Origin of the sequence: Longinema margulisiae (assembly GCF_025266855.1) — a bacterium.
Classification (GTDB): domain Bacteria; phylum Spirochaetota; class Brevinematia; order Brevinematales; family Thermospiraceae; genus Thermospira.
This window is the reverse complement of sequence record NZ_CP053071.1, coordinates 1,781,545-1,802,195: the sequence shown is the minus strand read 5'-3', so window position 1 is coordinate 1,802,195 and position 20,651 is coordinate 1,781,545. Positions and strand designations below refer to the sequence as shown.

The window sequence follows — 20,651 nt, the reverse complement described above, 5'->3', positions numbered from 1 at the left end:
ATTGCCCCCTTGCACAAGGCCCCTTGATTTCCTCCTTCCCCATTTTTTGGATTTTTCTAAGAACTTTTTCATTTTGCCATGCTTCCAAAATGTGGAAAAAAAGAATATCCTGCATTACAATACTTCTGAATAGCCTCTTTCAGGGCTTATTCAAAACCTGTAAAAATGGAGGAAAGTTATGCAAAGCGATGCGGTCAAAAAGGGATTTCAGAGGGCCCCCCATCGTTCCCTTTTCCGGGCCATGGGGTTTGATGACTGGGAACTTGAGCGTCCTCTCATTGGCATAGCCAATTCATTCAATGAAGCCATTCCCGGCCACATTCATCTCAACAAGATTGCCGATGCTGTAAAACGAGGTATCTATGCCGCAGGTGGTATGCCTATCGAATTCAATACCATCGGAGTATGTGATGGTATTGCCATGGGGCACAGGGGAATGAAATACTCCCTTCCTTCCCGAGAGCTTATCGCTGATTCTATAGAGATTATGGCAGAGGCCTATCAATTCGATGGGATTGTTTTTATTGCCTCGTGTGATAAGATTATTCCAGGGATGCTCATTGCCGCCATGCGTCTCAATCTCCCTTCTATCTTTGTCAGCGGTGGTCCCATGCTTCCCGGTATGCTTGTGAATCAAAACAAAGTAGACCTCAGTACTGTTTTTGAAGCCACTGGTAAATACGCCAAAAAAGAGATCTCCGATGAAGAACTCTACGACCTTGAATGCCGGGCCTGTCCAGGAGACGGTTCCTGCGCCGGAATGTTCACAGCCAACACCATGAGTAATCTCTCCGAAGCCCTTGGTATTTCTCTTCCTTTCAATGGAAGTGCCCCGGCTGTATTTGCCGATCGTATCCGTATTGCCAAAAAATCAGGTCTGAAAATCGTGGAATTGGTCAAGAAGAACATCAGGGCTAGGGATATCATGACGCGCAAGGCCTTTGAAAATGCTATTGCCGTTGACATGGCTCTCGGTGGCTCAACGAACACCACCCTTCATCTTCCGGCTATTGCGTATTATGGGGAAGTGGATCTTGAACTCAAAGACTTTGCTCCCTTTACCGAAAAGGTTCCCCATCTCACCACGATTTCTCCTGCAGGACCTCATCACATCCTTGATCTGTACCGTGCCGGTGGTGTTCCTGCTGTTCTCGCTGAACTTTCCAAGAAAAACCTCATTCACCTTGATACCATGACAGTCAACGGAAAGACATTGGGAGAGACTCTCAAAGAATACAAGGCCGGTATCAAAGATCCCACAGTTATTCGTCCTATTGACAAGCCCGTCCACGAAACAGGCGGACTTGCGGTTCTCACGGGCAATTTAGCCCCAGAGGGTTGTATTGTCAAACAGGCCGCCGTGGCCCCTGAAATGCTTCATCACAAAGGACCAGCTCGCGTGTTCAATAGTGAGGAAGAGGCGGTAGAAGCCCTCCTGAAAGGCAAAATCAAAAAGGGCGATGTGATTGTGATTCGTTATGAAGGACCAAAGGGAGGACCGGGAATGAGAGAGATGTTAGCCCCAACCTCCACCGTCGCCGGTCTCGGACTTGACAAGGAGGTGGCTCTCATCACCGATGGGCGATTTAGCGGTGCCACCCGTGGGGCTTCCATAGGACATATTTCCCCGGAAGCTGCTGCTGGTGGACTTATTGGACTTGTAGAAGAAGGAGACATGATAGAAATCGATATCCCCAACAAAAAAATTAACCTCCTGGTCGATGAAAAGGAAATAGAAAAACGCAAAGCCAATTTCAAACCCCTTCCTCCCAAAATCACCAAAGGATATCTTGTTCGTTATGCCCAGCACGTCACCTCCGCCAACAAGGGAGGAGTTTTCGAAAAACGATAAAAAAACCTTTTCTTTTGAAAAACACCCCCGGGATAACCCCGGGGGTGTTTTTTCTGGTATCCATCAAGGATACGAGACCTTTGCACAAATGTGCAAAGGTCTCAAAAAAGTAATAAAGAAACAAAAATTAGTATCAAAATATTCCGTGCTGTAATAAATAAACCAATTTTTTTGAATAAAAAAGACAAACCGGCCCTTGTAAACAGAAAAAGCGGGGAAGAGGGGCGTAGCCCCTGACCCAGACAGGGAAAGAAAACATCCGTGCAAGGGTCTCGATACTGTGAAGGCTATAACCTTATTTCAGCTAATGAAGGGCTTTTGCTGAAACATGGTAATAGCTCTCTTCCATGGTCTCAAACTTGAAAAATGTCTGTAGTTATGATATAGTAATCACCTACCACACACAGAGAGGAGACCTCATGTTAGACAAGATTATCGTCAAAGGAGCCCAGGAACATAACCTGAAAAATATCGACGTCGAAATTCCCAGAAATAAACTCGTCGTTATCACCGGTGTCTCAGGAAGCGGCAAGTCTTCCCTTGCCTTTGATACTATCTATGCTGAAGGAGAAAGACGATACCTTGAATCTCTCTCCACCTATGCCCGCCAGTTTTTAGGAGAAATGAAAAAACCCAAGGTGGAATCCATCGAAGGGCTTTCTCCCGCTATCTCTATTCAGCAACAATCGGTACATGCCAATCCCCGTTCGATTGTGGGTACAGTCACAGAAATCTACGACTATTTTCGACTTCTCTGGGGAACTATTGGAACACCAACTTGTCCGGAGTGTGGAGAGGAACTCACGGCTACCACGGTGGATGAGATTGTCAATGCTATTCTTGCCATGCCTGAAGGAACAAAGATAATGATCCTTTCCCCTGTTGTCCAGGGAAAGAAAGGCACCCATCAGGAACTTCTTGAGGAACTCAAAGGAGAAGGGTTTGTTCGAGTACGCATAGACGGAGAGATAAAAAATCTCGAAGAACCAATCGCCTTAGACAAAAACAGAAAACACTCTATTGATATTGTGATTGACAGGGCTATTGTGTCTCAAGAAAAAAGGGGACGTCTTGCTGAATCCGTCGAACTCGCTCTCAAAAAAAGTGGGGGACTTGTTATCATTCTCTCGGTAGAATCTTCAGAAGAAAAACTTTTCTCTGAAAATTTTTATTGTCCCGTTCACCAGGTGAGTTTTGGCAAGATTGAGCCCCGAATGTTTTCGTTCAATGCCCCCTACGGAGCCTGCCCCGAATGTGGCGGCTTAGGAGAAAAAATGGAATTCTCACCAGATCTTTTAGTGATCCCGCATCTTTCTCTTGCCCATGGAGCTATCAGGACTCATCCTCCCTCACAACAAACATGGATGAGTATGTGGCGATCCCTTGCCCAGAAGTATGGTTTTGACATTCATACCCCTTTCCAGGAACTCCCACCCCATATCCAGAACATCCTTCTCTACGGAGACAGTGGAGAGGTGGAAATCCATTACCAGTCTTATCGCATGGATGTACGAAGCACCACCATCTATGAGGGTATCATCCCCAACCTGAAACGACGATACTTCGAGACCAGTTCCCCAGAGATGAGAGAATGGTTTGAACACTATATGACATCCGTTCCCTGCCCCGTCTGTCAGGGAAAACGTTTGCGGAAGGAAAGTTTGGCGGTCAAGGTAGCCGGCCACAGCATTATGGATGTCACAGCGATGACCATCGCCAAAGCACAGGAGTTCTTCCGTACCCTGCCTGCCAAGCTTTCTCCTCATCAGATGATGATAGCGGAACGTGTTCTCAAAGAGATTGACAAGAGACTCTCCTTTCTTGTCGATGTTGGTGTGGATTATCTTTCGCTGGATCGAAAGGTGAGCACTCTCTCAGGGGGAGAGTTTCAACGAACACGACTCGCCACCCAGATTGGTTCCAGTCTCATGGGGGTACTGTATGTGCTTGATGAACCCACCATTGGTCTTCACTCCAGAGATACCGATAAACTCATCCGTACCCTTGAAAAACTCCGCGATACAGGCAACACTGTCATAGTGGTAGAGCATGACGAAGAGATGATTGCCAGAGCCGACTGGGTTATCGATATTGGACCAGGAGCGGGTATCTATGGGGGACAGGTGGTTGCCGAAGGAACACCTGACGAAATCCGGCGCCACCCCACTTCTCTCACTGGCCTCTATCTCTCTGGCAGACGATGCGTACCAATGCCTGAGAGGCCACGAACAGGGACAGGAGAAGTTATCACCATTCACGGGGCACGAGAACACAACCTACAAAACATCACCGTTTCCTTCCCCTTGGGGAAGTTTGTCGTTGTCACAGGGGTAAGCGGCTCAGGAAAATCAACCCTTGTCAACGATATCCTTTTCAAGGCTCTCAATAAAATAATCAACGGAAGCCGTGAAGAACCAGGAGCTCATGATAAAATCACCGGCGTAGAAGCCATCGACAAGATTATTGATATTGATCAGAGTCCTATAGGACGTACCCCTCGAAGTAATCCGGCGACCTATACAGGGCTTTTTACCCTCATTCGTGACCTGTTTGCTGCCCTTCCCGAATCCCGTATGCGCGGCTACGCCCCAGGCAGGTTTAGTTTCAACGTCAAGGGTGGTCGATGTGAAGCCTGTCAAGGAGATGGGGTCAAAAAGATTGAAATGCACTTTCTTCCCGATGTGTATGTTCCCTGCGAGGTCTGTCAGGGAAAACGCTACAACCGGGAAACCCTTCAGGTCTTCTTCAAGGGCAAGAACATTGCCGATGTGCTGGATATGACAGTTGATGAAGCCCTCGCCTTTTTTGAGGCTATTCCTCCAATCAAACGAAAACTGGAAATCCTCCGGGATGTGGGACTCGGATATATTCACTTAGGCCAACCCGCTACAACCCTCTCCGGGGGAGAAGCCCAGCGCATCAAACTCGCCAAAGAACTCTCCAGAATAAGTACCGGACAAACGCTCTACATCCTCGATGAACCCACGGTGGGGCTCCATTTCGATGATGTACGCAAGCTTCTTGAGGTGCTTCAGAAACTCGTGGATCGTGGAAACACCGTAGTTGTCATTGAACACAATATGGATGTCATCAAGGTAGCCGACTGGATTATCGACCTTGGACCAGAAGGGGGAAGCGGAGGAGGAAGAGTGGTCTTCGAAGGCACCCCACAGGATATTCTCCATTGTACTGAAAGTTATACAGGTCTCTATCTCAAAAAATACCTTGAGGATATGAAACGATGTGTAGAATAGGATACTGGCTTTTTGTGTTTCCTCTTATAGCATGGGGTGTAGTTATAAAAAGTTTTCCCCAGGGGGCAGAGGTGAGACAGGGGGGTATTCTCTTGGGAAAAACACCCCTCTCCCTTTCGGGAATATCCGGCATGATAGAAATCTCCCTTTCCGGCCACAAAACCGTTACCCAGATGATAAAAGAGCAAAAAGATGTTTTTGTCCGCATGCTCCCAACAAACTCCTTTTTTACCTTTCTCAGACAAGAAAAGGTTGGTTCCATGCCAAAGGATGTCATTTTCACTCCAGATGGGCGATACCTTCTCATTACCTTTATGGGTGAACAGGGCATAGGCTACTACGATATGCAAAACCAGAAGCTTTCTATGGTAAAAATCCCACAGTATCATCGTTATGTGGGCTATGTAGAAGGGGTCTTTTCACCCGATGGGCAGGAATTCTGGTTCACCCAGGTGGACAAGAGGGGCAAAGTTTTTGTTTTATCCCTTTCCAACTGGAGTATTGTGCGTGAAATCGATGTCAAAGGAAGCATGCCAAAGGTAGGCGAGTTCACCCCCGATGGGCAATACTACTATGTCACCTGCTGGGACTCTGCGACGGTTACGGTGATAGATCGAAAGACCTACACTCTCCAGAGAATTATTCGGACCACAGGCTATCAACCACGAGGGCTTGGATTTTCACCAGATGGACGATATCTCTATGTGCTTTTTTACGGCTCGGGAGAAATCATCAAATACGACATCTCTCAAAACGATAGGGTGGTCAAGGTCATCCGTACAGGGGGATCAAATGGGCGTTTCCGTTATCATCCAGCAAGAAACTGGGTCTATATCAACAATCTCAGAAAATCTCAATTCTACATCCTTGATTTGAATACAGATACCCTCTCACCGGCCTATTCGTGTGGAACCCATCCATCAAACCTCAAACTCTCTCCTGATTACCGTTATATGATTATCACCTGTCGGGGAAAGGACCATCCAAAAGGATCAGACTATCGTAGCCCTGAGGACGGTACCGTTGAACTCTATGATATCCGGGGTGAGGTCCCTAAACTCCTTGAGATTATCCGTGGAGGAAACCAACCCATTGGTATTGCCATCTCTCCGGATGGAAAGATGGTGGTGATCTCAAACTTCATGGATGGAACAGTGGACTTTTATCTCATAGAAACAGAGAGGTTGTGATGCGAATAGCCATTGTGAGTGATATTCACGCCAATTTAGCCTCCCTTCAGGCCTTTGAAAAACTCTCTCTTGACTATGATGAACTGTATTGTTTGGGAGACGTGGTGGGATATGGCCCTTTTCCAGAAGCCTGCGTCTCATGGATACAGCAACACGCCTCTCTTGTGATTCAAGGAAATCATGAAAGGGCCCTTTTTGATAGCCACGAAAGGCATCTCATGAACCCCATGGCAAGAGACCAGATTCTCTGGACAAAACGACATCTCTCTTCGGAATCCTTAGGCATCATATCTCTCTGGCCAATAGATACCAAGAAATCCCCCTTCTGGATATGCCATGGAAGCCCGGATGATCCTGATCGCTACATCACCGGTCCTAAAGAAGTCTCTCTTGCCCTGTATGCCTTAGAGGAGGCGGGCCTTTTTATCGCCCTCTTTGGTCATACCCATTATCCAGGCCTTGTCGATGAAGAAGGAAACTTCTGGTATGAAATAGAGAAACCTTTCCTCTTGCAAAAAGGAAAGCGCTATCTCGTGAATCCCGGAAGTATTGGACAGCCACGAGATGGTGACCCAAGAGCCTCTTGCTGTCTTCTCACCTCACGTCGCCAGGGATGGGAGGTGCAATTCATTCGCTATGAGTATGATATTGCCTCAACCATAGAGAGCATGCTCTCCCTCGGCATACGCCAGGAATTAGCCTACCGACTTCTCGCAGGAAGATAAAAAGTCCGTCTCAAGAACAAAATTCTCTCCCTTTTTGCTCCTCTCTCATTTCCATTTGAAAAAAATACCCTTTTGTGCTATACTCTACCTCAAGGAAACGACAAGGAGTACCAATGAAAAACTATCTCTGGGTCCTTTTTTTGATAGGCAGTGTGGGTTTTTCAGCCGAAAGGGATTATCTCTCTCCTGATGTGGGGTTTGTTGGTATCGCCTCGTGGAAGGCTATCCTCTACGATACCCCTCAGGGACAAAAACGTCGCGAACTCTCCGCCCTCCAGTCAGTCGAGGTTATTGCTCGAACCAACACCTCCCCAAAAGAGGCGTGGTACCAGATCAAGGTTCGCCTCGCCACAAAAGACGACGAACGTATCGAAATAGGCTGGATAAGATCTAAAGACCTCTTCAGCGAAAAGGATCTTCAACCCGTGAGGAAAATACCGGAGTGGTTTCTCTTTGTCGAATATCCAGAGAATGAATTCCTTGTCTGCCACGTTCTCCCCAATGGATCCATTCGAGGATACGAGAACAACCAGACCTATAACGAACAACTCAGGGTATACAAAAACGTCTTTTTCTTGGGGCAAACCATGCTCTATTACGACAGAACCAATGCCCTTGTCCCATGGGCTATACGCTTTGATCTCATCACCAATCAGGCCCTTTTTCCACGAGAAAATGATCTCTCTTCTTCTTTCCTGAAAGAGTGTGAACTCACCGGTGATCGGGTAAATCTTCGCCTTCTCCCCTCTACCAATGCCACCATCCTCACCCAGCTCTCCAGAGGAAGCGTTGTGTATCTTCTCTGGCGAGTGGGAACAAAACAAAGAATTGCCGGAAAAAGTGGTTATTGGGCACGGGTTATTGTCCCTGGGAAAAAACGCCTCGATGGGTATCTTTTTGATGCCTATCTGAAAGAAAAATAACTTTTTTCCCTCCAGGTGAGACTTTTTCCTTCTCAAATTCTTTGCTCAAACCAACACACTCCCCCCTCTTCCCTTTTTTGCAAAGAGAGACCTTTGCACGAATGTGCGAAGGTCTCAAGAAAGTAATAAAAAAACAAAAATGGCATAAAAATATTCCTTGATGTAATAAATAAACTTGCTTTTTTGAATAAAACAGACACATAATCCCCTGTAAACAGAAAAAGCAGGGAAGAGGGGCATAGCCCCTGACCCAGAGAGGGAAAGAAAGCACACGTGCAGGGGTTTCAAGAAAATTGCATTTTCCCCAAAAACATGCTACCATAAGACATGGCAAAAAAGAAGAAAACGTTTATCCTTGATACCAACGTTGTGCTCTATGACCCTCGTGCTATCTTTTCTTTTCAGGAACATGAGGTCGTTATCCCCATCACTCTTTTGGAAGAAGTGGACAATTTCAAAAAGGGCAATGAAATTATCCACTTCAATGCCAGAGAATTCAGCCGTGAACTGGACAATCTTTTCAAGGATGTCCCTTTCAACAAACCCGCCAAACTGCCTTCCGGAGGAACCGTTCGTATCGATACCCATGTCCATCTTGATGATTCCATTCGCAAACTCTTCTGGGAAGATAAACCCGATCACCGCATCCTTGCCTGTGCCTATTATCTTGCCCAGGAAAAAGACCCATCCACAGTGATTATTGTGTCCAAAGATATCAACCTGCGCATGAAAGCAAGGGCCATTGGCCTCCTTGCCGAGGACTATGAAACAGGGAAAATCAAAAGTATCGAGGAACTCTATACAGGGAAACGTATTATTGAGAACGTTGATGAGACGCTTCTCTACACCCTTCAGAAAGAAAAAATACTTCCCCCTGAGTTTTTCTCCGTCAATCCCCCACCCATGCCAAATGAATTCTTCGTCCTCCGCAATCACCAGAAAAGTATCCTGGCCACCTATTCCCCTTTTCTTCCAGGATGGCAACTCATTGAGAAGCACACCTGTTATGGGATTGCTCCCCGCAACGCTGAACAGGCCTTTGCTCTTCACGCCTTGACCGACCCAAATATCCAGCTGGTCACCCTTGCGGGCAAAGCCGGTACGGGAAAAACCCTCATGGCTTTAGCCGGGGCTCTCGCCTCATTTGGCATATACAAACAGATCCTTTTAGCCAGGCCTATTATTCCCCTCTCCAATCGGGATATGGGGTTTCTGCCAGGCTCTATCGAAGAAAAACTCGATCCCTATATGCAACCCCTCTATGATAACCTCGCTGTCATTCAGCACCAATTCAACGAAGGAAGCCACGAACTCGCCACCATCTCCAAAATGCTTGATAACGAAACCCTGAAGATCACCCCTCTCGCCTACATTCGTGGCCGAAGCCTCTCCAAGCTCTACTTCATTGTTGATGAGGCCCAGAATCTCACCCCCCATGAGGTGAAAACCATCATCACTCGCGCGGGGGAGGGAACCAAGATTGTCTTCACCGGTGATCCCTATCAGATCGACACCCCCTATCTTGATTCTCGAAGTAATGGACTTTCCTTTCTCATCGATAGAATGAAAGGGGTATCGCTGTATGCCCATATTACCTTAGAGAAGGGTGAACGGTCCCTTCTTGCTGAAGTTGCCTCCAACCTGCTATAGGACTTTCGTTTTCTCTTCCCAGGACTTCTCCCCCATTTTTATTTGACAGATAGTCCAAAGTATGTTATAATCTTACACTAAAACTCCCAAAGAAAGAAAGGAGAGAGTATGGCGAGTCTCATTTACCAGGAAAAAGAACTCATGAACGCCTTGCTTGAAGCAGGAGTGCATTTTGGCCATCAGACCAAGCGCTGGAATCCCAAGATGAAGCCATTTATCTACACCAAACGAAATGGCATCTACATCATAGACCTGCGCCACACGATGGACATGCTTCAAAAGGCTTACCAGGCTGCCAAAGAGTTGGCTGCCAACGATGGTGTGATGCTGTTTGTAGGGACCAAGAAGCAGGCCCAAACCTCAATTCTTGAGGAAGCCACCCGCTGTAACATGCCTTACGTCACCAAACGCTGGCTTGGAGGCACCCTTACCAACTTCAGCACCATCAAAAAGTCTATCGACAAGATGAAGAAACTCGAAGCAAAACTCGAGGCTGATCGTGCCAAGATGACCAAAAAAGAAGCCATTGATATTGAACGCACCATTGCCAAAATGAAGGGCTTCTATGAGGGCATCCGTGATATGAAAAGACTGCCCGATGCTTTGTGGGTGGTGGATGTGAAGCGAGAAATCAACGCTGTTCTTGAAGCCAGGTCCTTGGGTATCAAGGTCTTTGGTATTGCCGACACCAACTGTGATCCTGATCTCCTGGATTATCCTGTTCCTGCAAACGATGATGCTATTCGTTCTGTGAAACTTATCACCTCGCTTATCGCTGATGCTATCATCGAAGGATCCACGATGGCTGCCAAGCAGGAAAGCCACATTGTCGAAGAAGAAGAGGAAGAAACAGAGGCTGTCAACGTCGAAGATGAATACGCCGATGTTGATGAAGACACTCTTGTAAAATAAGGAGCTACGATATGGAAATTTCCGCTGCTATGATAAAAGAAGTCCGGGAGAAAACCGGTGCTGGTATCGTGGATTGCAAACAGGCTCTGACCGAAACCAATGGAGATATTGCCAAGGCTGTAGAGATCCTCAAGAAGAAGGGTCTTGCCAAGGCAAGCAAGAAAGAGGGCCGTACCGCTGTTGAAGGTATTGTTATGGTCAAAACTGAGGGCAAAAAAGGCCTTCTTTTCCGCCTCAATTGTGAAACCGACTTCGTAGGCAAAACACCTGAGTTTAAGGCTTTTGCAGAAAAGATTATGGATCTGGTTTTTGCCAAATCATACCCATCGTCTGATACTCTCCCTGAGGATGTGGAACAGCTTCGCAAAGAAGCTATCGCTAACTTTGGGGAAAACATTCTCGTGGCCTGGAAATGGATTGAGGCAAAGGGAACACTCTATCCCTATGTTCACCTCAACAAAGTGGCCTCTATCACTGATTTTGGCAATCTCTCTGACAATGCCGAGGTCCAGGATGTAGCCAAAAAAATTGCCATGCAGATTACCTCTATGAATCCTATCTGTGTGTCTGTAGATACCCTGCCTGCCGATGTCCGTGCTGAAATGCAGAAAACCTTTGAGGAAGAAGCCCGGGCTACTGGCAAACCTGAAAAGGTGATAGAAAATATCGTCAAAGGAAAGTTTGAGAAGTACTACGCTGAGGTTGTTCTCATGGAACAGCCCTTCATCTTTGATGAAGAGAAAAAGGTGAAAGACCTTTTCACTGAACTCAAGAAATCCACCGGTGTGGATCTCACTGTTCACCAGTTTATTCGCCTCTCTCTCCAGTAGATAAACGAGACGGCTGTTCTGATGAAAAGGGACAGCCGTTTTTTTATAATCATGGGGTGCGATACAGAAAATCCTTGAGAAGGGGTTATCTATGGCCTTACCAAAATACAAAAGGGTTCTTTTGAAGATCAGTGGAGAGGTATTGGGTGGAAAAACGGGTGGACTTGACTATGAGGCTATCAACAATGTCGCTTCCCAGATTGCCAGTGCAGCTCAAACGGGCTGCGAACTAGCCCTTGTGGTTGGTGGAGGCAATATCATTCGTGGGGTTGATGCCCAGAATTTTGGGGTGGCAAGAACCACAGCCGATTATATGGGGATGTTAGCCACGGTTATCAACTCCCTTGCCCTCCAGGCAGTTCTTGAAGACCGCTATAATCTCCAGACACGGGTTCAGTCAGCTATCAAGGTTTCTTCGGTGGCAGAGGACTTTATCCGACGTCGTGCCATCCGCCACCTTGAAAAATCCCGTATTGTCATCTTTGCCGCCGGGACAGGCAACCCCTACTTTTCCACCGATACCGCGGCTGTGCTTCGAGCTATCGAGATCCAGGCTAACCTGATGATCAAAGCCACCAAGGTAGATGGCGTCTATGACAAAGACCCCAAAAAATATGCCGACGCCAAACGTTTTGAGGATATCTCCTACCGTGAAGTATTAGAGAGACGACTCCAGGTCATGGACAGCACCGCTATTGCCCTCTGTATGGACAATAACCTTCCCATCATGGTGCTCAATATCTTTGAACCAGGCCATATTGTGGATGCCATCATGGGAAAACCTGTAGGTACCCTGATCCACGCAGGAGAATAACCATGCACATCACCACAGGAACACTCAAAGGGAAAACCCTTCTCACACCTACCAAAGGTATCAGACCCACGGCAGAACGAGTAAGACAGGCCCTCATGAATTCCTTAGGACACAGGTTAGAGGGAGCATACTTTCTCGACCTCTTCTGTGGAACAGGTTCTGTAGGGATTGAAGCCCTCAGCCAGGGAGCAGGGTTTGTCTGTTTTGTGGAAAAAGCCGAACGAAACTATATCTTTCTCAAACAAAACCTCACCACACTGGGTATTGACAAAAGCCTCTACAAAACCATCAAAACCAATATCTTCACCATGAAGCCAGAACAGTTTGAAATGACCTTTGATATTGTTTTTGCTGATCCCTTCTATGAGGACATCAAGGATGGCTTTCCGCTCATTCACCGTCTTGTCTGGAGTGTTCTCAAACCTGATGGCATCTTCATCTGTGAACACGGAACCAGAGACGATCTTTCCCACTTCCCCGGCTATCAGGAAACCAAATCCTACGGGGATAGCCAGCTCTCCTTTTTTGTGAGGAAAGCGTGAAGGTTCTCTCCTTTGACACCTCTCACCCCAGGCGAACCGTCCTCAATCTCATATGGGAGAAAGAAAACGCTTCTCTTCTTTTGGATATCAGTTCCAGTCAGCAAGACAAACTTCTTGCCAGTATCGACCACCTTCTCACCACTATAGGCGCCTCCATAGACAAACTGGACGACATCGTGGTAGGAATCGGCCCTGGTTCATTCACAGGTCTTCGGATAGGGCTTTCCCTTGCCAAGGGATTTGCCTGGGCAAAATCCATCCCGCTTCATGCCGTTTCCTCACTTGAAGCCCTCGCCCTTTCCTTCCCCTGGGAATGTCTTCCCGACGCTACGGTTGTAGCCACCACTGATGCCAGGATGAAAAAACTCTACGCTTGTATCTACCAGGCAAAAAAGAAAATCCTTCCCGAAACAGATATCTCTCCCGAAGAATTGATACAGATACTTTCTTCCTACGGGGGACCCTTCTGGTTTATTGGAGATAACCCTTATCTCTCCCTTTTTAGAGAAAAACTTTCTCATACAACGCTTTCTTCTCAAAACCTCTGGATACGACCAGAAGTTCTGAGAGATCACGGTCTTTCTACCCCCGCCCTCTCCCACGATGAGATACTTGCCCTTGAGCCACTCTATTTACGAAAAAGCGAAGCCGAAAACAAAAAAAACTCTACCACACCTTCCGACGAAGCTCGATAGCCTCCACCGGACATATCTCATGACAACAGAAACATCGAATACAGCGTTGATAATTGATGGAAACAAACTTCTTGCCTTTTTTTTCCTTCCAGGAGAGTGCCTCAGCTGAACATATCTGAAGACATCGCCCACATCGAATACATTTCTCATGAAGAAACACAGGCCTTGGAACAAGAAGATTTCTCGCCAGTACAAAAAGCCACGGGAATCTCTCCCGAATAAACCCCGTATCCGAAACCTCCTTCACCAGCACAAAATGATCAGGTTTCACCTCTTCCCAGTTCACTCCCTCAAGACGAATACTTTCTCTATAACCCTTTTCCCTGTCTTCGACGGCCTGTCTCAGGATAGGAATCTGATCCAGTTGATAACCAATCAATTCCGCGGCTACTACATCAAGAGACAGGGTATCCAGAGAAGCCAAAAGAAGTCCTACCTCTTTGGGATCACCTCCCTGGGGTCCCTCTCCCTCCATGGCCACAATCGCATCCATGAGACTCATCACAGGGTTTACCATTTCGTAGAGATCCACTATCAGGCGTGCAAATCGTTCCCTCTCGGGAAACTGAAGATGAAAACGAGACTTCTGAAGTCCCTGAACAAGCCCAAAAAGATTTTTGATAGCCCCAGTATAAAACATCTGCGTATGTGTCTTCAGCTTTGGAAGAGAAATCACCATATCATTTTCTACAAACGCCCTCACTACCTCAAAGCGTCTCACCAGCTTTCCCTTGGGATTTTCCACAACCACCGTCTCTTTGAAATTGGCAGGCCTTACCCCATAACGACGAAGAACCTCATCAAGCCCTGTTTTTTTCATCACCGAGATCATATCCTCAATCGCTGGAGAATCCCCCACCTCAACATCAAACCCACCGTCCTTGAGCACGCGTATCACCGCTTCCACCACCACGGGATGAGTCGTCACAGCCTTTTCCGGCGCCTGTGAAGCAAGGAGATTGGGCTTCACCAGTACCCTTTTTCCTCTCTGTGAAAGAATCTTCAAAAAATTTCCTTGAGCAAAGAGATCCTCTACAGCCTGAAAGACCGCCTTTGTCTCGTAGGACAGGACCCTTTTTCCATACACCTGTGACATACGCGCTCCTACAAATTCTCTAAAAAGTGAACCGCTTCCTGAATAACCTCATCAGGGGTAGAGGCCCCAGCGGTAACTCCCACCACCCGATACTTTTTGATTTCTTCTACAGGCAATTCGGAAGCCCTTTCCACAAGATAAGAAGGCTTCAACACCTGACAGATCTCATAGAGCCGACGGGTATTTGAGCTTTTTTTACCCCCAAGAACCACCACAGCCTCCACCTGGGCCGCCAGTTCTTTAGCCGCCCGTTGTCTTCGCCGGGTAGAAGGACAGATCGTATTATACACAAAAATCTCCTGCCCCTCCTTGATGAAAGAACAAGCAATACGGGCAAACTTCTCCTCTTCAAGCGTCGTTTGAGAAAGAATCACCGCCTTTTGAGGAAAATCAAAATCCTCTGGATTGAACGTTCGATAGTCAAGGACCTTCACCAGCCCATTGAGATCGGCCGTAGCCGCTATAACCTCAGGATGTTCTGGTTCCCCCACAAGATACACAGAAACATCGGGCAAACGCTTTCTCTCCTGCAATATAATCTTTGAAATATGCCTCACAAAAGCACAGGTGCCATCCACAATCTCTCGCCCCTCTGCCCGGGCCTCATCAATACAGGACTGGGGGAGTCCATGAGCACGCACAATTCCCACCCCCTCCTTCACCTCTTGCGGGCTTTCAACAAATTCTACCCCGCGTCTTTTATAATGCTCAATTACCACCGGATTATGAATAATCTCCCCAATAGAGTACACTTTTTTTCCTGTAGCCAGATGTTCATCCAGGAGTTTCAAAGCCCGCCGCACCCCAAAACAAAACCCATACTCCTTGGCCAAAACAACCTTCACAATTCCCCCCTTTTTTTCATCACTTCCTGATAGAGCCTTTCTTCCACCTCATCGGGAGAAAGGGAGGTTGTCTCAATAACCACCGCATCAGGTGGCTTCATCAGGGGAGCAATTTCCCTTGTTTTGTCCAGTTTATCACGCCTTTCAATTTCCTTTTTGAGATAGTCTAAATCGTGGTACTCTCCCCTCTCGCTGAGTTCCTTTTGTCGCCGCTTTGCCCTTTCCTCCACCGAAGCATCAAGATAAAACTTACAAAAGGCATCGGGAAACACCACCGTCCCTGTATCCCTCCCCTCAAGAACATAATCCCCACAAGAAGCTATCTCTCTCTGAAGTTCAACCAAACGCTCCCGCACCTCTCGAAGCGAAGAAACCGCCGAAACATGCTTTTCCACCTCTTGAGAACGAATGGCCAAGGAAACATCCTCACCATTCATGATGATGTTTTCCCCTGCAAATTCCAGATGAATCTCCGGAAGAATCTTTTGAATTTTTTCTCTCTCTGAAACCTCAATACCTGCACGCAAAAGATAGAGAGTAACGGCCCTGTACATTGCCCCCGTATTGAGAAAACGAAACCCCAATCGTCTCGCCAACCGTTTGGCCATCGTAGATTTTCCACTACCTGCAGGGCCATCTATCGTGATAATCATAACGTTTCACGAAACTCCTTGGCTTTCTGGAGATACTCCTCCAGTTCCTTCTTACGCCCATTACGAATCAGATGAAGAAGCGTATCAATTTCACGAGAAAAATCCATGAGCGAACGTTCGATATTATCCGCATTTTTGAACACGATATCCACCCACATGGCTGGATTTCCTTGGGCAATCCTGGTAGTATCAAGAAGCCCCTTTCCATAAAGCCCGAAAAACCTCACCTCAGCCCAGCCATCTTTTTCCAAAAAACAGGACAAAGCCGAAGCAATAAGGTGTGGTACATGACTTGTCGCCGCCACTATCTCATCATGAAAATCAGCGGAAACAATCACAATCTGGGCCCCAAAAGACTTCCAGAAATCTCTGACAATCTCCAGCACCTCATCTGGATAGTCCCCCACAATGGCGACAATTTTCTTTTCAAACAGGTCTGCCCTCGCAAACTCAAGCCCGGACTTCTCGCTTCCTGTCATGGGATGGGTGCCCACAAAAGTGAGCTGGCGACTATTAACCTTTTCGACGGCATCAATTACATGGCGTTTGATACTCGCCACATCCATCACAATAACCTCATCCTTGAGAGAAGGCATAAACCTCTCAAAAATAGGGGCTACCTCCTCCGGGGGAGTGGCGATCACAAAAATATCCAAGCTTTCTATGAGATCAAGATCCATATCGGTAGCATACCCGTCGATCATACCTAAGGCCTTGGCATTCTGAAGCTTCTCCTTATTTCTCCCGAAACCATACACCTGGCACCCCGGGAGATAGGTTTTCACTGCAAGCCCAAGAGACCCCCCAATAAGTCCAAGACCATAGATACCTACCCTTTTACACTCCATGACTACCTCGTTTTATAGGTTTTTCCCTGTACCTACCACTGGAGCAATCTTTCGAATCTCATCCATCAAAAGAGCAAATTTGGCTGGCTTCAGAGACTGAGCCCCATCGGAAACTGCCTTCTCCGGATCATGATGAACCTCAATCTCTAGACCATCAGCCCCGGCCACAATAGCAGCGAGTGACATAGGAATCACATACTTCCATACCCCAGCGGCATGACTGGGATCAATAACAATCGGAAGGTGTGTCTTTTCTTTTACGACGGGTACGGCTAAAATATCAAGGGTATTTCGAGTGGCGGTCTCAAAAGTACGAATACCCCGTTCACAGAGAATCACTGATTTGTTCCCCTCGGACATGATATACTCTGCCGACATAAGCCACTCTTCGATGGTCTGACTCATGCCCCGTTTCAAAAGAACAGGTGTTCTTGTCTTTCCAACCTCTCGAAGTAGCGCAAAATTCTGGGCATTTCGTGTCCCGATTTGAAGAATATCCACATATTTTACGCAGGTTTTGACGTCCTGAGTATCCATCACCTCGGAGATAACCGGCATCCCAAACTTATCTCCAGCCTTGCGAAGGATCTTGAGGCCTGCCTCTCCTAACCCCTGGAAGGCGTATGGGGATGTTCGTGGTTTGTAAGCCCCTCCCCGAAGAATATTTGCCCCTGCCTTCTTCACTTCCTCAGCAATGATCATCATCTGTTCTTCACTTTCCACACTACAGGGACCTGCCATAATGGCCAAGTTTCCACCACCAATCTTCACCCCACCAACCTCAATAATCGTATCGTAGGGCTGAAAATCCCGACTGGCTAATTTATAGGGTTTGGAGACCTGCAAAACCGCTTCCACACACGCAAGAGAAGCAATCGGTGTGTTGGCCAATTTCGTCTTGTCCCCAATCACGCCAATAATGGTTTGCGTTTCTCCCTGAGAGACATTGGTCCTCAGGCCATGACTCTCAATCATTTGAACAATATGGTCGATTTCCTCTTTGGTCGCTGTAGGTTTGAGCACAATAATCATCGTTTTTCCTCCGCTTTTCTCTCAGTTTTCTCCGTTATTATAACGCCTCACGAGAAAAAATACAAATAAATGAAAACTTTGCTTTCACGCCCTTTACCCCTCAAGCCTTGACATCATGCTTTCTCTCATTCTCAAGAGCCTTCTCCCACCAGGCCAAGGGAACCCCATATTTTCCAAGGTCCTTCTCTCCGCCTTCATCATGGAAATCACTCCCCGAAACAAGAAGAAGCGAACGATATTCCCCAAGAAGAAACGCACTTATCGATTCACTCACCCGAGGATGGCGATACTCAATACCCACCATTCCTCTTTTCACCCACTCACGAATGTGACGATGGTTATCCGATTCTACCAAAAACGTGGGGTGAGCAAGAATGGGCCACCCTCCTGCCCAGGAAACCGCCTCTATCACCTCTTCTGGACGAATCTCCCGTCTGGGAACATAACACCGCCCACGATTATCCAAAAGCCCCTGAAAAGCCTGAGAAGGGGTCGAAAGATAGCCCGCCGCCACTAAAGCCCTTGCCAAATGCATTCTTCCCAGAGGCTTGTCTTCATAGCGACTGACCAGCTCATCCCATTCAAGATGATACCCCTCTTTGCGCAAAAGATCCACCATAATCCTGGCCCGTTGAATCCGGGACTTTCGGTACTCCTCCAAAAGGGGCAAAATCCCTTCATACGAACGAAAAAAATAGGCTAAAATATGCACCTCGCCCACCTCTGAATGATGAGTGGAAAACTCACACCCCGCGACAAAAAATTTGTCCGGATAATGCGTACTTCCAAAGAGACGGGCCTCTTCCACACCGTTCATGGTATCGTGATCGGTGAGAGCCCATCCAGCCAACCCTTTTTCCACCACCTTGTGCCACAATTCAGAAGGAGAATACACCCCATCAGAAAACGAAGAATGAATATGACTATCTACAAGCATACCTCTCTCACACGAGTATAGTATATCACAAAGAGAAAGGAAATGCAATTTTGAGACCTTTGCACATTCGTGCAAAAATCTCATTTTAGGAATGCAGAAAAAGACCCTTACCCTACCATTACGTCTTCCTGAATGTACCTCACGAAAACCCGCTGAGCCGAAATACCAATCCCATAGAAAAGGGCAAGGGGACCCACACGACCAAAAAACATGGTGAAAATTAGTACCACCTTGGCGGGAGATGAAAGAGACGACGTTATCCCTGTAGAAAGCCCCACCGTCCCAAAAGCAGAAATCACCTCAAACAAAAGCCTCTCAAACACTCCCCCTTGAAAAACCAGCAAAACCCCAAAAGCAAGAAGAACCCAGAGAAGCGACATCACAAAGATAAGATAGGCCTTGCGAATATTCTCAAAAGGCACATCCCGCTCCCCTACACTCACCCGCAATGTTTCCCGAAGGACATGATAGGTATTGAGAAAAATCAAAAAAGCCGTCGTGGTTTTGATACCCCCCCCAGTTGATCCAGGCGAAGCCCCAATGAACATAAGAATCATGGTCAAAAAAAGCGTTATTGGCTGAGCTTTGCCATAATCAATGGTATTAAAACCGGCTGTTCGCGCTGTCACCGAACTAAAAAATGCGTTCAAGACTTTCTCAGAAAAAGACAATCCCGCCAATTGCCCATTATATTCAAACATCAGAATCCCCACCATTCCCACCATAATCAGAAAAACCGTCATACCAAGAACAATACGACTATGGAGTCTGAGATACCCCTCATTTTCCATCATCCTGATTTTTTCTTCCTCAGCCGATGACACGTTTTCTTTTCTTTTTCTTTTGTTTTTCATCCGAAGTGAGCGACGGAAAAACCACCAGAGATTTCGCATCACCGAAAAACCCAGCCCCCCAAAGATAATAAGAAAAGCCACCGTCAAGAGGACAAGCGTATTCCCGCGGAAACCCACAAGATTATCCGAAAAAAGAGAAAACCCGGCATTACAAAAGGCACTCACCGAATGAAAAAGCCCATAATACAGTGCCTGAAACCAGGGAAACTCCTTTGAAAAAGCTAAGAAAAGAAGCACCGTCCCCACAAACTCCCACCACAAGGTAAACAAAAGAATACTTTTTATCATATGCCTGACTTCCCGAAAGCTTGGTACCCCAAGAGCACTTGTGAGCGTTGCGCCACTCTGAAGTGACAACCCCCTCCCCATCATAAAAGCAAAGGCACCAGCAAAAACCATAAGCCCAAGCCCCCCAAACTGAATAAGCCCTAAAATCACCAGTTGACCTGCAAGAGAAAAATCTCTGCCCGTATCCAGAACGGTAAGCCCTGTTACACACACCGCCGAAGTAGCCGTAAAAAGAGCATCAAGAAACGAAACCTGACCACGCACCGATTGAGAGAAAGGAAACATGAGAAGCACCGTCCCTATCCAGATAAGAACCACAAAAGAAAAAACGATCACCATATACGGTTGCCATCCCATCCGGGAAATCCACCTGAGCAGCCCGGAATTCCTGAAAAGCCATATCACCCAGAACGAGATGGTCAAAACCACGAGCAAATTGTAGGTATCACCATTGGTGAGAAAACTTTTCTCTATTCCTCCACCCGGTTTTCCATAAATGAGATACACAAACAACGTCCAGAGAAGAAAAACCAGAGAAGAAAAAGCCACATACCGCTCTTTTTTCACAAGCCCAATGAGTTCAAGCCCCACCAGACCCCACACAAGTCCCTGCCAAAAGAAATGAATACTGGATAATTCCCGCCTCCAGAATGCCCACACAAGAAGTCCACCCCAGCAAGCCACCCAGAACCAGCGAAGTAGCCTTACCAT

Annotated in this window: 18 protein-coding genes; 11 read left to right on the top strand and 7 right to left on the bottom strand. The window is 47.0% G+C overall.

From position 1 onward, the window contains the following. The first annotated feature begins 178 nt into the window (after positions 1-178). The 11 genes from ilvD to tsaB all read left to right on the top strand — a co-directional run bounded on the left by ilvD (position 179) and on the right by tsaB (position 13,387). Positions 179-1,852 carry a dihydroxy-acid dehydratase gene (ilvD, locus tag BREVNS_RS08125; RefSeq protein WP_483426517.1) on the top strand — a complete coding sequence of 558 codons (1,674 nt, stop codon included), beginning with the start codon at positions 179-181 and terminating at the stop codon, positions 1,850-1,852. 419 nt (positions 1,853-2,271) lie between these two features. Beyond that, on the top strand, positions 2,272-5,106 hold the full coding sequence (uvrA, locus tag BREVNS_RS08120) for an excinuclease ABC subunit UvrA (RefSeq protein ID WP_483426516.1): 2,835 nt from the start codon (positions 2,272-2,274) through the stop codon (positions 5,104-5,106). After that, the gene (locus BREVNS_RS08115) at positions 5,094-6,296 is read left to right on the top strand and encodes a YncE family protein (protein ID WP_483426515.1); all 1,203 of its coding nucleotides are present in this window, start codon (positions 5,094-5,096) and stop codon (positions 6,294-6,296) included. Before uvrA ends, BREVNS_RS08115 begins: the two co-directional genes overlap by 13 nt. Continuing rightward, on the top strand, positions 6,296-7,021 hold the full coding sequence (locus BREVNS_RS08110) for a metallophosphoesterase family protein (protein WP_483426514.1): 726 nt from the start codon (positions 6,296-6,298) through the stop codon (positions 7,019-7,021). Before BREVNS_RS08115 ends, BREVNS_RS08110 begins: the two co-directional genes overlap by 1 nt. 113 nt (positions 7,022-7,134) lie before the next feature. Next, positions 7,135-7,944 (top strand): SH3 domain-containing protein, encoded by an 810-nt coding sequence (locus tag BREVNS_RS08105; RefSeq protein ID WP_483426513.1) that lies wholly within the window; start codon positions 7,135-7,137, stop codon positions 7,942-7,944. A gap of 327 nt (positions 7,945-8,271) precedes the next feature. After that, positions 8,272-9,594: a PhoH family protein gene (locus BREVNS_RS08100; protein WP_483426512.1), complete on the top strand. Its 1,323-nt coding sequence runs from the start codon at positions 8,272-8,274 to the stop codon at positions 9,592-9,594. Positions 9,595-9,702: 108 nt separating this feature from the next. Further along, complete coding sequence (gene rpsB / locus BREVNS_RS08095) at positions 9,703-10,506, top strand: 30S ribosomal protein S2 (protein ID WP_483426511.1); 804 nt, start codon at positions 9,703-9,705, stop codon at positions 10,504-10,506. A gap of 11 nt (positions 10,507-10,517) precedes the next feature. Beyond that, positions 10,518-11,336, top strand: coding sequence for a translation elongation factor Ts (tsf, locus tag BREVNS_RS08090; protein ID WP_483426510.1), 819 nt, complete (start codon positions 10,518-10,520; stop codon positions 11,334-11,336). Between the two features lie 91 nt (positions 11,337-11,427). Then, complete coding sequence (gene pyrH, locus BREVNS_RS08085; protein WP_483426509.1) at positions 11,428-12,150, top strand: UMP kinase; 723 nt, start codon at positions 11,428-11,430, stop codon at positions 12,148-12,150. Positions 12,151-12,152: 2 nt separating this feature from the next. Beyond that, on the top strand, positions 12,153-12,692 hold the full coding sequence (locus BREVNS_RS08080; protein ID WP_483426508.1) for an RsmD family RNA methyltransferase: 540 nt from the start codon (positions 12,153-12,155) through the stop codon (positions 12,690-12,692). After that, on the top strand, positions 12,689-13,387 hold the full coding sequence (gene tsaB, locus BREVNS_RS08075; protein ID WP_483426507.1) for a tRNA (adenosine(37)-N6)-threonylcarbamoyltransferase complex dimerization subunit type 1 TsaB: 699 nt from the start codon (positions 12,689-12,691) through the stop codon (positions 13,385-13,387). The genes BREVNS_RS08080 and tsaB overlap by 4 nt, the downstream gene beginning before the upstream one ends. Here the strand turns inward: tsaB and BREVNS_RS08070 are convergent. The 7 genes from BREVNS_RS08070 to BREVNS_RS08040 all read right to left on the bottom strand — a co-directional run bounded on the left by BREVNS_RS08070 (position 13,359) and on the right by BREVNS_RS08040 (position 20,651). Beyond that, a complete protein-coding gene (locus BREVNS_RS08070; protein WP_483426506.1) occupies positions 13,359-14,483 on the bottom strand; it encodes a DUF362 domain-containing protein in 1,125 nt (374 codons plus the stop codon). The two genes, tsaB and BREVNS_RS08070, sit on opposite strands and share 29 nt — an antisense overlap. 8 nt (positions 14,484-14,491) lie before the next feature. Then, entirely contained in the window at positions 14,492-15,328 is an 837-nt protein-coding gene (gene ispH / locus BREVNS_RS08065; protein WP_483426505.1) for a 4-hydroxy-3-methylbut-2-enyl diphosphate reductase, read from the bottom strand. Next, on the bottom strand, positions 15,325-15,981 hold the full coding sequence (cmk, locus tag BREVNS_RS08060) for a (d)CMP kinase (protein ID WP_483426504.1): 657 nt from the start codon (positions 15,979-15,981) through the stop codon (positions 15,325-15,327). Before cmk ends, ispH begins: the two co-directional genes overlap by 4 nt. Next, positions 15,978-16,829, bottom strand: coding sequence for a prephenate dehydrogenase (locus BREVNS_RS08055; RefSeq protein ID WP_483426503.1), 852 nt, complete (start codon positions 16,827-16,829; stop codon positions 15,978-15,980). The genes cmk and BREVNS_RS08055 overlap by 4 nt, the downstream gene beginning before the upstream one ends. A gap of 12 nt (positions 16,830-16,841) precedes the next feature. After that, positions 16,842-17,861, bottom strand: a complete 1,020-nt coding sequence (aroF, locus tag BREVNS_RS08050; RefSeq protein WP_483426502.1) for a 3-deoxy-7-phosphoheptulonate synthase — start codon at positions 17,859-17,861, stop codon at positions 16,842-16,844. Positions 17,862-17,961: 100 nt separating this feature from the next. Beyond that, complete coding sequence (locus BREVNS_RS08045; protein WP_483426501.1) at positions 17,962-18,798, bottom strand: PHP domain-containing protein; 837 nt, start codon at positions 18,796-18,798, stop codon at positions 17,962-17,964. Between the two features lie 107 nt (positions 18,799-18,905). Further along, a complete protein-coding gene (locus BREVNS_RS08040) occupies positions 18,906-20,651 on the bottom strand; it encodes a TrkH family potassium uptake protein (protein WP_483426500.1) in 1,746 nt (581 codons plus the stop codon).

Bases quoted from the DNA above. Each gene is read 5' to 3' on its own strand.
- BREVNS_RS08105 (WP_483426513.1), top strand. From the start codon at position 7,135: ATGAAAAACTATCTCTGGGTCCTTTTTTTGATAGGCAGTGTGGGTTTT.
- BREVNS_RS08115 (WP_483426515.1), top strand. From the start codon at position 5,094: ATGTGTAGAATAGGATACTGGCTTTTTGTGTTTCCTCTTATAGCATGG.
- BREVNS_RS08110 (WP_483426514.1), top strand. From the start codon at position 6,296: ATGCGAATAGCCATTGTGAGTGATATTCACGCCAATTTAGCCTCCCTT.
- BREVNS_RS08070 (WP_483426506.1), bottom strand. From the start codon at position 14,483: ATGTCACAGGTGTATGGAAAAAGGGTCCTGTCCTACGAGACAAAGGCG.
- uvrA (WP_483426516.1), top strand. From the start codon at position 2,272: ATGTTAGACAAGATTATCGTCAAAGGAGCCCAGGAACATAACCTGAAA.
- BREVNS_RS08055 (WP_483426503.1), bottom strand. From the start codon at position 16,829: ATGGAGTGTAAAAGGGTAGGTATCTATGGTCTTGGACTTATTGGGGGG.
- BREVNS_RS08040 (WP_483426500.1), bottom strand. From the start codon at position 20,651: ATGGTAAGGCTACTTCGCTGGTTCTGGGTGGCTTGCTGGGGTGGACTT.
- tsf (WP_483426510.1), top strand. From the start codon at position 10,518: ATGGAAATTTCCGCTGCTATGATAAAAGAAGTCCGGGAGAAAACCGGT.
- cmk (WP_483426504.1), bottom strand. From the start codon at position 15,981: ATGATTATCACGATAGATGGCCCTGCAGGTAGTGGAAAATCTACGATG.
- aroF (WP_483426502.1), bottom strand. From the start codon at position 17,861: ATGATTATTGTGCTCAAACCTACAGCGACCAAAGAGGAAATCGACCAT.
- pyrH (WP_483426509.1), top strand. From the start codon at position 11,428: ATGGCCTTACCAAAATACAAAAGGGTTCTTTTGAAGATCAGTGGAGAG.
- BREVNS_RS08045 (WP_483426501.1), bottom strand. From the start codon at position 18,798: ATGCTTGTAGATAGTCATATTCATTCTTCGTTTTCTGATGGGGTGTAT.
- BREVNS_RS08100 (WP_483426512.1), top strand. From the start codon at position 8,272: ATGGCAAAAAAGAAGAAAACGTTTATCCTTGATACCAACGTTGTGCTC.
- ilvD (WP_483426517.1), top strand. From the start codon at position 179: ATGCAAAGCGATGCGGTCAAAAAGGGATTTCAGAGGGCCCCCCATCGT.
- rpsB (WP_483426511.1), top strand. From the start codon at position 9,703: ATGGCGAGTCTCATTTACCAGGAAAAAGAACTCATGAACGCCTTGCTT.
- BREVNS_RS08080 (WP_483426508.1), top strand. From the start codon at position 12,153: ATGCACATCACCACAGGAACACTCAAAGGGAAAACCCTTCTCACACCT.